This is a genomic window from Spongiimicrobium sp. 3-5 (assembly GCF_046557915.1).
Taxonomy (GTDB): domain Bacteria; phylum Bacteroidota; class Bacteroidia; order Flavobacteriales; family Flavobacteriaceae; genus JBHEBG01.
Map to the genome: position 1 here is coordinate 477,572 of NZ_JBHEBG010000003.1, position 13,220 is coordinate 490,791.

General features: G+C 40.1%; 16 protein-coding genes. 9 read left to right on the forward strand and 7 right to left on the reverse strand.

The window, feature by feature from the left end:
* Positions 1 to 21: 21 nt before the first annotated feature.
* Positions 22 to 930: an aldose epimerase family protein gene (locus ACEQ81_RS13690; protein ID WP_411031467.1), complete on the reverse strand. Its 909-nt coding sequence runs from the start codon at positions 928 to 930 to the stop codon at positions 22 to 24.
* Positions 931 to 1,038: 108 nt separating this feature from the next.
* On the opposite strand from ACEQ81_RS13690, the gene ACEQ81_RS13695 reads away from it, so the two are divergent.
* Genes ACEQ81_RS13695 through ACEQ81_RS13705 form a run of 3 tightly spaced genes read left to right on the forward strand, consistent with a single transcriptional unit; the run spans position 1,039 to position 3,572 of the window.
* Positions 1,039 to 1,581: an RNA polymerase sigma factor gene (locus ACEQ81_RS13695; RefSeq protein ID WP_411031468.1), complete on the forward strand. Its 543-nt coding sequence runs from the start codon at positions 1,039 to 1,041 to the stop codon at positions 1,579 to 1,581.
* Entirely contained in the window at positions 1,565 to 2,143 is a 579-nt protein-coding gene (locus tag ACEQ81_RS13700) for a hypothetical protein (protein WP_411031469.1), read from the forward strand. Before ACEQ81_RS13695 ends, ACEQ81_RS13700 begins: the two co-directional genes overlap by 17 nt.
* Positions 2,127 to 3,572: a hypothetical protein gene (locus tag ACEQ81_RS13705; RefSeq protein ID WP_411031470.1), complete on the forward strand. Its 1,446-nt coding sequence runs from the start codon at positions 2,127 to 2,129 to the stop codon at positions 3,570 to 3,572. Before ACEQ81_RS13700 ends, ACEQ81_RS13705 begins: the two co-directional genes overlap by 17 nt.
* Here ACEQ81_RS13705 and ACEQ81_RS13710 read toward each other — a convergent pair whose 3' ends face one another.
* Both ACEQ81_RS13710 and msrA read right to left on the reverse strand, forming a co-directional pair.
* On the reverse strand, positions 3,573 to 4,301 hold the full coding sequence (locus ACEQ81_RS13710; protein WP_411031471.1) for a sugar-binding protein: 729 nt from the start codon (positions 4,299 to 4,301) through the stop codon (positions 3,573 to 3,575). It abuts the gene before it with no gap.
* A gap of 37 nt (positions 4,302 to 4,338) precedes the next feature.
* The gene (gene msrA, locus ACEQ81_RS13715; RefSeq protein ID WP_411031472.1) at positions 4,339 to 5,025 is read right to left on the reverse strand and encodes a peptide-methionine (S)-S-oxide reductase MsrA; all 687 of its coding nucleotides are present in this window, start codon (positions 5,023 to 5,025) and stop codon (positions 4,339 to 4,341) included.
* Positions 5,026 to 5,155: 130 nt separating this feature from the next.
* Between msrA and ACEQ81_RS13720 the strand changes: the two genes are divergently transcribed.
* From ACEQ81_RS13720 to ACEQ81_RS13730, 3 genes are all read left to right on the forward strand, one after another.
* Positions 5,156 to 5,836, forward strand: a complete 681-nt coding sequence (locus tag ACEQ81_RS13720; RefSeq protein WP_411031473.1) for a peptidoglycan DD-metalloendopeptidase family protein — start codon at positions 5,156 to 5,158, stop codon at positions 5,834 to 5,836.
* A 187-nt stretch (positions 5,837 to 6,023) separates the two neighbouring features.
* Positions 6,024 to 6,242: a hypothetical protein gene (locus ACEQ81_RS13725; RefSeq protein WP_411031474.1), complete on the forward strand. Its 219-nt coding sequence runs from the start codon at positions 6,024 to 6,026 to the stop codon at positions 6,240 to 6,242.
* Positions 6,243 to 6,719: 477 nt separating this feature from the next.
* The gene (locus tag ACEQ81_RS13730; protein ID WP_411031475.1) at positions 6,720 to 6,938 is read left to right on the forward strand and encodes a hypothetical protein; all 219 of its coding nucleotides are present in this window, start codon (positions 6,720 to 6,722) and stop codon (positions 6,936 to 6,938) included.
* A gap of 92 nt (positions 6,939 to 7,030) precedes the next feature.
* Here the strand turns inward: ACEQ81_RS13730 and ACEQ81_RS13735 are convergent, their stop codons facing one another.
* A complete protein-coding gene (locus tag ACEQ81_RS13735) occupies positions 7,031 to 7,723 on the reverse strand; it encodes an arylesterase (RefSeq protein WP_411031476.1) in 693 nt (230 codons plus the stop codon).
* Between the two features lie 75 nt (positions 7,724 to 7,798).
* Between ACEQ81_RS13735 and ACEQ81_RS13740 the strand changes: the two genes are divergently transcribed.
* Together ACEQ81_RS13740 and ACEQ81_RS13745 are read left to right on the forward strand one after the other, a co-directional pair.
* Entirely contained in the window at positions 7,799 to 8,488 is a 690-nt protein-coding gene (locus ACEQ81_RS13740) for an ABC transporter ATP-binding protein (RefSeq protein ID WP_411031477.1), read from the forward strand.
* 50 nt (positions 8,489 to 8,538) lie between these two features.
* Positions 8,539 to 11,040, forward strand: coding sequence for an ABC transporter permease (locus ACEQ81_RS13745; protein ID WP_411031586.1), 2,502 nt, complete (start codon positions 8,539 to 8,541; stop codon positions 11,038 to 11,040).
* Between the two features lie 19 nt (positions 11,041 to 11,059).
* On the opposite strand, the gene ACEQ81_RS13750 is transcribed toward ACEQ81_RS13745, so the two are convergent.
* From ACEQ81_RS13750 to ACEQ81_RS13760, 3 genes are all read right to left on the reverse strand, one after another.
* Positions 11,060 to 11,458, reverse strand: a complete 399-nt coding sequence (locus ACEQ81_RS13750) for a DoxX family protein (protein ID WP_411031478.1) — start codon at positions 11,456 to 11,458, stop codon at positions 11,060 to 11,062.
* A 15-nt stretch (positions 11,459 to 11,473) separates the two neighbouring features.
* Complete coding sequence (locus ACEQ81_RS13755) at positions 11,474 to 11,926, reverse strand: carboxymuconolactone decarboxylase family protein (RefSeq protein ID WP_411031479.1); 453 nt, start codon at positions 11,924 to 11,926, stop codon at positions 11,474 to 11,476.
* 136 nt (positions 11,927 to 12,062) lie between these two features.
* Positions 12,063 to 12,632, reverse strand: coding sequence for a Crp/Fnr family transcriptional regulator (locus tag ACEQ81_RS13760; RefSeq protein WP_411031480.1), 570 nt, complete (start codon positions 12,630 to 12,632; stop codon positions 12,063 to 12,065).
* A 363-nt stretch (positions 12,633 to 12,995) separates the two neighbouring features.
* On the opposite strand from ACEQ81_RS13760, the gene ACEQ81_RS13765 reads away from it, so the two are divergent.
* Positions 12,996 to 13,214 (forward strand): hypothetical protein, encoded by a 219-nt coding sequence (locus tag ACEQ81_RS13765; protein WP_411031475.1) that lies wholly within the window; start codon positions 12,996 to 12,998, stop codon positions 13,212 to 13,214.
* Positions 13,215 to 13,220: the final 6 nt, after the last annotated feature.

The following is a 13,220-nucleotide window of genomic DNA, read 5'->3' on the forward strand; positions in this document are numbered from 1 at the left end:
TAATTTTAGGATTAGATAGTTCTAATTTACAAAACCAAATTTAAAAATAGATTTATTACAATAGCTTTCTCCTGGGCGTAGCACACTGGAAGGAAACGAAGGATGGTTGGGTGCGTCCGGGTAATTTTGCGTTTCAAAACAAATTGCCGGGAAAGCGAGGGGCGTATACACTACAACTGCGGGTTGGTTGGTACTCACCGTCATGGAAATCCCAGAACTTTTGGAGCTTACCTTAACAACCTCCTTATCTTTGTCGTTGATTACGTATGGCGTATCTAAGCGGGTATCCCCGATCTTTTTCTCCGATAAAAAATCGTAAATAGAGTCTTTTACGCAAACAATATTTCCGGTAGGCACCAAATTTTTGTTGGTTTCCAACCTGTTAGAACAGTTTAATTGTAGGCTATAGGCATCAATGGTATCTGTATTGTCTAACTTAAAATAGGAATGGTTGGTTAAATTTAAAACGGTAGTCTTGTCGGTGGTGGCCGCATGCAAAATAACCAGGGCGTTATCTTCCAAGGTATAGGTAACGGTAACTTTTAAGTTCCCAGGATACCCTTCTTCCATATCGTTACTGAGGTAGCTTAATCTAACAAAAGGCTTTTCCCCATGATTTTCTTCTTCTACCACCCAATATTTTTTTCCAAACCCTTCTTTACCTCCATGAAGATGGCACCCTTTTTCAGAGCTGAGCGGATAGTTTATACCGTCTAGGCTAAATCCACTATCCGAAATCCTCCCCGCATACCTACCCACACAGGCACCCAAAAAAAAAGTGTCTTGTAGATATTTCGTAGGATCGTCGAAACCTTCAACAACATTTATGGCAGTACCAGTTTGGTCTTTTACTGTTAACTTCTGAATGATTGCCCCATAATCTAGAACCGTTAGGGAAATGAAATTGTTTTTAATTGTAATTTGGTTCAAACCTATAATTTTATAATTAGGATAAAAATAATCGTTTTTTTGCCACATCCTAATTTTTAAATCGTCCTTAAGAATAACAAACCACTGTAACGCGACTAGAGACTGAACATGTTTCAAATAGATTTGGTAGAGCAATGCAAAGCAAACGACCGTAAGGCCCAATTGGCGCTTTACAAACAGTACTGTGATGGCATGTTTTGTGTTGCTATGCGATTTCTTAAAAATAGGGACGATGCAGAAGACGTTCTGCAAGAATCCTTTATTAAGGCCTTTAAAAAAATTGATCAATTTAAAGGGGAGGTAACTTTTGGGGCGTGGTTAAAAAGAATCGTCATTAATAAATGTATCGATTTCTTGAAGTCGCAGCGCGAACGGTTAGTAAGCTTGGATGAAAATTATATGCATGTTTCAGAGGATGAGGACTGGAGCGTTGAAGACGATGTTAATGTGGAAATGGTAAAGCAGGCCATAGATAAACTGCCAGAGAACTATAGGTATGTGGTGCAGTTGTTTTTAGTGGAAGGATATGATCATGGAGAAATATCCCAGATTCTCAATATTTCGGAAACTGCCTGTAGAACCAGATTGTTAAGGGGCAAGGGTTCCGTAAAAAAGATTTTAAAAAAAAATAGATATGTCGCAGGATCTTAGAAAAATGTTCGAAAAAGAGCGGAAAGAGCAAAAATATGTGTTGAAAGACGGACATAAGGGGCGTTTTTTAGAACGTCTGGAAAAGGAAATTCCAAAACAGGGAAAATCGGTCTTTTTTAGGATTAGATTGGCCGCTTCGGTCTTGGTTTTGATTGGAGTAGGGGTATACAGCTATATGCAATATAAAACCAATGATAACACGCCAAAGATCCAGGTGGTAGAGAAAAATACCCAATTACAGGAGGATAATACCATTTCCTTAGGTGATTTATCACCTAATCTAAAAAAAGTAGAAAACTATTATGTGGCCAATATAAACCTAGAACTGTCCCAGTTAGAAGTTTCACAGGATAACAAGGCATTGGTAAATAGTTTTATGGACCGCCTGGCAGAACTTAATGCGGAGTATCAGAAATTGAATGCCGAGCTCAACGAAATAGGCCCCAATGACCAAACCATAACGGCATTGGTTAAAAATCTTCAGTTGCGATTACAGTTGTTACAGCGATTAAAAGAAAAATTAAACGAATTAAAATCATCAAAAAATGAACAGATTATATAATACTTATTGTGGATTTCTTGTCATCTTTTTATGCCTATTGGTGGGTAATGGCTACGGGCAAAAACAGATAAAGAAATACCATGAAAACTTCGATGTTGCGGAGAATACGATCCTTAACATCAATACAAGCCATGCCGATATACAGTTTGAAACTTGGGATAGGGACCGAGTAGAAATTGAAGCGGTCGTAGAATTGGAAGGTGCTACAAAAGAAGAGGCAGATGCTTACTTTAAAAACGATGTTGTAAGGATAGTTGGTAATAGCAAAGAGATATCGGTAAGCACCACCAATTCCTTCTCGTGGGGTTTTAATCATGTAGGAGAAAGTTTCAACGATTTTCACATCGAGATTCCCGATATCCCAAATTTGGAACCGCTATTCTTAGATCTTGAAATTCCCGAACTACCCGAAATTCCGGAAATACCGCCCATGCCACCCATGCCGACATATAATTTTGACTATGATCGGTATAAAGAAGACGGAGACAAGTATTTGGACGAATGGAAGGAAGAATTTGAAGAAAATTTCAATGAGGAATACCGCCAAAGAATCGAAGAATGGAGTGAGCGTGTTGAAGCTAGGGCAGAGGAACGTAAAGAACGAATGAAGGAGCACAAAGAACGGATGGAGGAACGTATTGAAGAACGTGAAGAACGAAATCGCGAACGTAAGGAATTGAGGAAGGAAAGAGAACAAATGATGAAAGAACAACGACAGGTGGTCCGTGAGCAGCGTAACGTACATAGAAATGTCATTATTTCCCATGAAGGTGATGAACCCAACATATTTTATTGGTCTTCAGATGGTGAAAACAAAAATTACAAGGTAAAGAAGACCATTAAGATTAAAATGCCCAAATCCGTGAAACTAAAAATGAACGTTCGTCATGGAGAGGTTAAATTGGCCCAAAACACTAAAAATATAGATGCAACCTTGTCTCACGCAAGGTTGCTCGCTTATACCATAGACGGCGATAGAACAAGTATTATGGCCTCTTATTCTCCGGTAAGCGTACAAAATTGGAACTACGGCAAACTAAGAACGGATTATTCGGATAATGTGGTTTTAAAGCAGGTAAAAAACCTTAGACTTAATGCTATTTCCTCAATGGTCAATATTGAACACCTCACGGACAAGGTGCATATAAATAACAATTTGGGCAGCCTTAATATTAACTCAATTTCCAATAATTTTACGGACCTAAATATCTTGGTGAGCAATGGGGAGCTAAATTGTAATTTACCTACGTCGGATTTTGCCATTATTATAAATAGCAATAACTCGCAAATAGATTATCCGTCTACCTTAACCATGAACGTTAGTAAAAAGCATGCCGGAGTGGTACACACGGGATATCACAATCAAAAGAACCAAAAAAGAGAAATCCTTATAGATGCCGAGTATAGTGAAGTGGTGCTGGAGCGTTAGTTAATCTTGTAATAATAAGGTCCCAAAGGTATCAGCACTTATCCAACCCAGATTCTTATTTTCGCCAGGTACAAATACCGATCCTATAAAATTCTCACGTTCCCTGCTTCCATCATTGTCACAATAAGCCAAGGCAAAACCTATTTTTTTACCTCTCGACAAAACTTTTGCACTATTTTCCTTTCCGTCTTTATAGTCGTCGTCGTATAAGCTAACGGCAACCTCCCAGGTGCTGAGCTTTTCTACTGTAGTCCTATGGGATTTAATATGATGGTTGTAAAGGCGAGGAGCTTTGTCGGGGCCAAGATCTACTACATTGCCGTCCAGGGCTATATGATAGGCAAAGGCGTTGTGGGAGTACTGATGATTGCCTCCAGAATTGTCTTCATCTATAAAAACTTCCAAACAATCATCGTCCCACCAAAATTTCAGGGGGTCCTGATTTTGATCGTACAGTATATCGTCTGTAATTTCAACCAAAATATAAAGGGCATTTGTGTCCCAACACAGTTTATACCTACCATTAAAATCCTCATGGGAAAAGGCATTGCCGAGCCAGTTTTGGTCCAAGGCATGCCACTTGGCGGTATTCCAACAATTATCGGTCGCTTTTCCGTCCAGAACCGGACTTTCCAAGGCCTTCTTTACATCAATGATCTGGTGGTCTTTCTTTTTGGGGTTGCTACAAGCAAAAAAGAAAAATACTAGGGGCAAATATATATTTTTCATACCCCTAAATTACTAAAATTAGGGTATGAACTACAATTTAATGTGCCTCTTCCTTCAAATAATCAGGGAAGTTTTTCTTAAACCGATTCAGCCTAGGAACGGATACATTTCGGATATACCCATTGTTGGGATTGTTGCGTTCATAGTCCTGATGATAATCCTCTGCTTTGTAAAATTTGCTAAATGCCACCACCTCCGTAACAATTGGCCGGTCATAAACATTTTTATCATTTAGTGCTCTTTTGTAGTTCTCTATGATCTTCTTTTCCTCATCGTTCTTATAAAAGGCAATAGAGCGGTATTGCGGCCCGCGGTCTGGCCCTTGCCTATTTAAACTTGTAGGGTCGTGAGAGCCAAAAAACACCTGCACCAATTCGGTAAAGGAGATTACCTTAGGGTCGTAATAAACCTCCACTGCTTCGGCATGTGTGGTGAGTCCACGAGCCACCTTCTCATAAGTGGGATTTTCCTCAGAACCACCCGCATATCCCGATACTACTTCTTTAACCCCTTTTACACTTTCAAAAATTGCCTCTACGCACCAAAAACAGCCACTCGCAAAATATGCGGTCTCATAGGCCTTTAAATCCTCTGCGGACAGGGCAATATGTTCAACAGTTATTTTGTCTTCAGCAATTGCCGTATTTACTTTTTTACTTTTTGATTGACAGTTGGTAGATACCAACACAACTAGTCCCAACAAGGCAATCTTTAAAATTTTCATATTGTTGATTTTTTCTTTTAGTGCAATCAAGATACAAATACTTACATCATAGAGGTTAAAAAGTGTTAATAAAGAGAATAAAGCATTTGCACTGTTTTTAAACCCTATAATTCTGAATTATCTTTACATAATGGACTTTTTATTAAAGTTTTTCAGGGAAGTCTCTGAGGGTCCTATACCTATTTTGGACGATTTTATTGCTATCCAGAAGTATGTACCCTTAGACCTTTCTACCGAGAACCCCGAATTAATGCTTTTTGACATTACCGATTTTAACGCCTGTCAGGCCTATATAGATACGGTATTGGATAAGCATGATGGATTGGTGGCCTATGGCGGGTATTTGGAACAACGAAACCTATATAACAACAAGGACGGCTTTTCCGGAATGCTCGATGGGCAGCGAAATATTCATCTAGGCATGGATTTCTGGGCAGAGGCCAGTACAGCGGTAATGGTCCCAATTTCGGGCAGGGTACACAGCTTTAAAAATAACAACGTAACTGGGGATTATGGACCTACCATTATCTTGGAGCATAACGTGGAGGGAATACAGTTCTACTCGCTTTACGGTCACTTATCCTTAGAATCTCTCGAAAATATTTTTGTTGGCAAGGAATTTTACCAGGGCGATACTTTGGCGACTTTGGGTTCACCAGAAATCAATGTAAACTATGCTCCACACCTACATTTTCAAATCATAAGGAATATTGGGGACTATCAGGGAGACTATCCTGGGGTATGCACAAAAAATGACGCGGACTATTATTCCAAAAACTGTCCAAATCCAAATCTGCTCTTAAAAATATAGCATCAATTTTTCAGATTAAATACCTATTGTTCCGTTAAGCGGTATTTAGGGTTTAAATCGTTCGTCGAACTATTTTAGCACTTAATCCATGATTTTGTCAGATACCGAAAAATAAGGGTATTTGGGCGGTTTGTTAGTGGGGTCAACGCCCATAGGGCGTTAAATTTATATAACAAAACCCCAAGTCATGAAAGCTATTTTAACTATAATTTTTGTTCTTTTTATCGGAGTGGCCGCTCAAGCCCAAGATGCTAAAACGGATGTTAAGGTTGAAACTGTTGAAATGACTATCGAAGTTTCTACTACCAACGAAAACAGTGTTGCCCGTCTTTACAAATTTAAAAATGCTAGGGTAAAGAAAGCTTTGTCTTTCGCTACTAAGAGAAACAGAGCTAAATTGGCTTAATAACCTTCTCAACCGTATTGCACCTTCAATAGATAAACCAGCTTCTTGTTTGTTACTAGCTTGGAATGTATACGCCATATTAAACCGAAACTCTTAGATATCTATTTATACGATTACTTTCTCCATTAGGTCAAAATCATTAAGATGAACTGCCGTCGATATCCCTATTTGCATAGATGATTGCCAGATATACCGGTAACCTTTTATAAAAAAATCACTTATGAAAGAGCTGAAAACCGGTATTTCGGGACCAAAAAAACTGAAAAACGCCTTTTTTACAACCTCGATAACTACCCGTACCATGGATTAAATGCACATACCATCGGTTAAGTGAATTTAGGATGTGTTCCGTTCATCGAGCGTTTTTTGCACTTTAACCCAGTTTTGTCCGATTACCGAGAAATAGGGGTTTTTGAGCGAATTACAACCCCCCGAAATGCACTTGCGCGAGTTATAATAATAAGAAAAACGCAAGTCATGAAAACCATAATCACTTTAATCTTTGTTCTTTTTATCGGAGTAGCAGCTCAGGCTCAGGATGCCCAAACAGATGTTAAGGTTGAAACTGTTGAAATGACTATCGAAGTTTCCACTACCAACGAAAACAGTGTTGCCCGTCTTTACAAGTTTAAAAATGCCAGGGTAAAGAAAGCTTTGTCTTTCACAACTAAAAGAAACAAATCTAAATTGGCTTAATACAGGGTTACCATCCACAGGTTACGAACGCACCTATATATTTAAATACTATCAACCAGCGCCTTCTATCGGCTGTTGTATTGCCCAAAAGATCATTTCCCAATAATGTCTTCCAACACTGCCCACACGTTATCGGCAACAATTTTATGCCCTTCCATGGTAGGGTGTATACCATCGCCTTGGTTTAAATCTGAAATACCGGCCACATTTTCAAGTAAAAAAGGTATTAGCGGAATGTTGTTCTTTTCGGCTAATTCAGGAAAAATAGATTTAAACTCTTGAGTATAGTCCTTACCCATATTTGGTGGAATCTGCATTCCGGCCAATATAATTTGGGTATCGGGGTTTTTAGAACGCACGGCATCTATTATGGCCTGTAAGTTAGTACGGGTTTCGGTAAGAGGTATACCTCGCAATCCATCGTTTGCACCAAGCTCCAATACAAAAATATCAGCTTTTTGATTTAGTACCCAACCCAATCTATTTCTGCCACTGGCTGTAGTTTCGCCACTAAGACCAGAATTAACTGCTATAAACGGCATTTGTAGCGAGTCTAGCCTACGTTGAATGACTGCAGGGAAAGCCTCTTCCGGATCTAACCCGTAACCTGCGGTAAGACTATCCCCGAAGAACAATATTACTTTGGTGCCGTTTGCAGATTCCGTATCGCCTGCGGAGTTTTCTTTTTCGGTCGCAGTAGGGGTGTTTTTGTTGGTTGAAGTCTCTCCACATGAAATAAGTAGCAAGAAGGCCAAAAAATAACGAAACTTTAAGAAGTTGTGCATAGTACTTGGGTGTAAAAGTCCAAATCATTTCCTTATTTTGCTTCTTTTGCGAGATCCAAAATCAAAACGATTCTTATGTCAAAGATATTAAACGTTCACAACCTGGGGAAGAGCTTTACCAGCGGTTCTAAAAAACTTACCGTGTTGGATGATATTTCCTTTCAAATAGAGCAAGGGGATACCTTTGCAATAGTTGGACCTTCTGGCAGTGGAAAGACTACCTTGTTGGGATTATGTGCCGGCTTGGATGTTCCGGATTCTGGCACTGTTGAACTTTGTGGAAGTTCTTTATCGCAATTGAACGAAGATGAACGTGCGCTGCTTCGGAATAGGGAAGTGGGATTTATTTTTCAAAATTTTCAACTATTGCCCACACTTACCGCTTTGGAAAATGTTAGTGTGCCTTTAGAGTTGCAAGGTGTTAAAAGTGCCGGTAAGGCCGCAATGGAATTATTGGACAAGGTAGGGCTGGCAGATCGTTTCCACCACTATCCTTCCCAACTATCCGGTGGGGAGCAGCAACGTGTGGCTCTTGCAAGGGCATTTTCCAATAGACCTTCCATTTTGTTTGCAGATGAACCTACAGGTAATCTGGATGAGGAAACGGGGGAAAAGGTGGTTAAACTACTTTTTGAATTAAATAAAGAAGCAGGTACCACTTTGGTCATTGTTTCCCACGATTTGGATTTGGCGAACCGTACGCAGCATATTCTAAGGCTAAAAGGCGGAAAAATAATTGCGAATGAAAGTACTGTTTTATCGTGAACAAAGATATACGCACTAAATCCGAGGCCTCATGGAAATGGCTATTTAAGATGGCCTGGAGAGATGGTAGGGCAAGTGGCCAAAGGTTGGCACTATTTATGGCTTCTATTGTACTTGGTATAGCTGCTGTGGTTTCCATTCAATCTTTTAGTGATACTTTGGAACAAAACATAGCGGTGCAATCCAAAGCTTTAATGGGGTCCGATTTTATTATAGACAGCAGGCAATTTCCCAATGAGCGTGTACTTGGAATAATAGATTCCTTGGGTGGTGCGGACGCTATGGAGGTCAATTTTTCCTCTATGGCCGCTTTTCCCAAAAGCAATGCCACTAAACTAGTGCAGATTAGAGGTATAGATGGGGGATATCCCTTCTATGGGGAGTTAGAGACCGAGCCTGCTACCGCTGCTTCCGAGTATCAACAAGCTGGTGGCGCCTTGGTAGATGCTACCGTAATGCTTCAATATGGACTTAAGGCAGGGGATTTGGTTAAAATTGGTAATATAACGCTACCCATTTCCGGGGCTTTAAAATCTATTCCCGGAAGTTCGGCCATTTCTACTTCGGTAGCACCACCAGTGCTTATTCCTTATCGGTTGGTAGAAGCTACGGAACTTTTGCAACTTGGTAGCCGTAAAGAGTACCAATATTTTTTTGTGGCCCCGGAAGGAATGGACCTCGATCTGTTGGATGAGACTTTAGACCCTATTCTGGATGCGGAGGATGCGGATTTGGACACCCATACCGTAGGAAGCCGTCAAATGGGCCGTCGTTATGGCAATGTTAGCAAATTTTTAAACTTGGTGGCTTTTATAGCCTTGCTTCTTGGTTGTGTGGGCATTGCAAGTTCTGTTCATATCTATATAAAAGAAAAATTAGCTTCGGTAGCGGTATTAAAATGTATGGGAGCCACCCGCAAACAGACATTTTTAATATTTCTCATTCAGATTGCAGGTATGGGCCTTATAGGTGGCGTTATAGGTACTGTGGCGGGTATAGCCTTGCAACAGTCGTTTCCTCTAATATTACAAGATTTTCTGCCCTTTGAGGTGGCCATATCCCTAACTGCCAAACCTATAGTTATAGGATTACTGCTCGGAGTTTTAATGTCCGTGCTCTTTGCTTTGCTACCTCTGGTAACTACTTGGTATGTTTCGCCATTAGAGGTGCTTAGAATACAAGAAGGGAAAGCACAGAGATCTCGCAAGGCCGAGTTCTTTATTTTGGTGGGCATCTTACTTTTTGTATTCCTATTTTCTTTCTGGCTGTTGGAAGACTGGCAATCTGCCTTGGGTTTTGTGGCGGTAATAATAGTTACTTTTTCCATTTTGGCCGCCGTTGCCACCTTATTCATGAGAGCTGTTAAAAAGTATTTTCCTAGCTCTTGGGGTTTTACAGCGCGGCAGAGTCTGTTAAATTTATTTAGGCCCAATAACCAAACCTTGGTACTAATATTGGCCATTGGAATAGGAACATTTTTGATAAGCACGCTGTATTTTACCAGAGATATGTTACTGGCAAAAGCGTCCTTGGAAGATAGTGTCAGCAGCCCCAATATTATCCTGTTGGACGTGCAAACGGAACAAAAAGATGACGTAGCGAATAGTATTACCCCCAAAGGCCTCCCGATAATCAATAATATTCCGATAATTACCATGCGGATGCATACCATTAAAGGAAGGCCTATCAACGATATACGTGCAGATACTACCTCTATGGTTAATGAATGGGTGTTAAACCATGAATTTAGGGTTACCTATCGCGATTCTCTAATTGCTTCAGAAACACTTACCTCTGGGGAATGGAATAATGAAACCTTTACCGATGGGCTTATTAACATTTCCGTGGCCGAAAATGTTGCCGAAGGTGCACAAGTTTCTGTGGGGGATAAAATCACCTTCAATGTACAAGGTGTATTGATGGAGACCGTGGTTGGGAGTATTAGATCTGTAGATTGGGGTAGAATGCAATTAAATTTCAGTATAATTTTCCCAAAAGGAGTTTTGGAGAATGCCCCACAGTTTCATGTAATGACCACCAATGCGCCCGATGAAGCATCCTCAGCGCAATTACAACGCGAGTTGGTAAGGAAATTTCCCAATGTATCTATTTTAGACCTTAGACAAGTGCTGACCTTAATAGAAGGTATCCTTGATAAGATCGCCTGGGTCATCAATTTTATGGCGTTCTTTAGTATCCTTACCGGTATTATTGTGTTAATCGGATCTGTACGTACCAGTAAGTATCAACGTATCAGGGAAAGCGTACTGCTGCGTACCCTTGGCGCCAAGAGCAAACAAGTGTTGCGCATTACCGCTTTGGAATATCTTTATCTGGGCGTAATAGGTAGCGGAATAGGGGTTTTGATGTCCCTTATAAGTAGTCAATTGCTGGCCTCCTGGGTCTTTGAAGCCAGTTTTAAGCCCTCCTGGGTTCCGTTTTTGGTGCTAATTCCCGGCATCACCATATTGGTTTTACTCATTGGTCTGGGAAATAGTAGAAGTGTTGTTAAAAGCCCTCCATTGGCCGTTTTACGAAAAGAAGGGGTATAATTGGATGTATTTTACCCGATTAGTCGTTTTTAGAGCTTAAGGCACTAATGGCAAAGGCAGCTGCGGCCGCCGTAAACACGGAATAATCCAAAGGTGCCTTAATACCAACGGTAAAAACCATGGATAACCCAAATAATAGCAATAATATGCCGCTAGCCTTGGCCGCCAAATCCAATTTATAACCAACAAGCAATAAAATAGCGAGAACAACTTCGGCAGCGGTGGCAATCCCTGCTAGTATTGGAACCACGGATTCTGGTGCCCATGGACTTAAGATGCCCGTATAGCTCACAAAACTCTCCCAATTGCCCCAAGCCGATATCTCTTTGGGCCAAACTCCAAAACGATCTAACACCGCGGATAAAAACGCGATGGAAATGGAGAATCTTAGAAAATAACCTATCCATTTAGTTTTCATAATAAGAGTTTTAAATTAAGACGAAACTACATAATTTCCGGCTACAAACCCAAAGGCTTTCATTAACCTGTTCCAAGTATTTATCTGCGTAATGGTTAGGCTTAACAAGGCAAGTTCTGTCTTATTAAAATGACTTTCCACACTGTTGAAGGTTGTTTCGGAAAGCGGATGATGGTCTATTCTTGTAAGTGCCTCCGCATAATGCAGTGCCGCTTTTTCCTTGTCGTTAAAATGATCGGTTTCCTCCCAAGCGCTGATTAGGGAAATTCTAAGGTCTGTCTCCCCATGGTGTTTAAGCTCTTTGTAGTGCATATCCAGGCAATAGGCGCATCCATTCAGTTGAGACACACGGAGTCTTATGAGCTCCATTAAATTGGTATCTAATTCAGATTTTTTTAAATAATCCTCTATTTCCCTAAGTGGCGTAAAGAGGCCTTCGGGCAATTCTGCATAATTTATCCGTTCCATAATTGTTTATTGTTCTAATTAACACGTCAAAATTAGGGATCGTAATACTGAAAATGATTAAGATATCTTAAGAAATGAAAGTTTAGACTCTGTAAAACAAATCTACTCCATAGGTCTGGGTATACCGTAGGGCAAATTAGTGTAGTTTTCTTAGTGTGCTTAGGTATTCTGGGGTAATACCCAAATACGAGGCTAGCATATATTGTGGAATACGTTGTGCAAATTGGGGATTGCTCGTTATGAATGTTTCATACATTTGCTCACTATTAAGGCTAAACATATACTCCAATCTTCTTTGGCAGGCAACATAAGTTCTTTCCATGATTACCCGAAACAACCTTTCCAAAGCTGGGATTTTGGCGTACAACTGTATCAATGCGGTTTCCTTAAGCTCTAAGAGCTCTGTTTTTTCTATGGCCTGTATGTTTAAATGCGAGGGTGTTTGGCTCAGTAAGCTATCGTAATCTGTGATCCACCAATGTTCTACACCAAAATGTACGATCTGTTCGCTCCCTTTCTGGTCAATATAGTACAAACGAATACAACCTTGGGAAATGAAGTAACGGCTTTTACAAGTTTCTCCCTGTTGAAGTACATATTCCTTTTTCTTTAGTGTTGCTGGTGTTAGATAAGACTGAAAAAGGGCATCTTCTTCTTCGGTAAGGTCTATATATCTTCTAATGTAGGCCGAGAGATGCGAATTCATAAGTTATGGAAATTATGGGCCAAAGATACAATGATCTAATACATATGTAGTCGATACTTGGGGTTAGGGCCTCTTCCTTTTTTAAGCAGATTAACAAAATAGGGCAGAAAAGGGTCGTAAAAAGTACCCTTTTTTATCGTATGTGGGGGTAAAAATCTTTTTCTGAATAATGGGAACGAACGAAAATACCGATAAAAAACACATACCATCGGTTAACTGAATTTAGGATGTGTTCCGTTCATCGAGCGTTTTTTGCACTTTAACCCAGTTTTGTCCGATTACCGAGAAATAGGGGTTTTTGAGCGAATTACAACCCCCCGAAATGCACTTGCGCGAGTTATAATAATAAGAAAAACGCAAGTCATGAAAACCATAATCACTTTAATCTTTGTTCTTTTTATCGGAGTAGCAGCTCAGGCTCAGGATGCCCAAACAGATGTTAAGGTTGAAACTGTTGAAATGACTATCGAAGTTTCCACTACCAACGAAAACAGTGTTGCCCGTCTTTACAAGTTTAAGAATGCCAGGGTAAAGAAAGCTTTGTCTTTCACAACTAAAAGAAACAAATCTAAATTGGCTTAATCATGA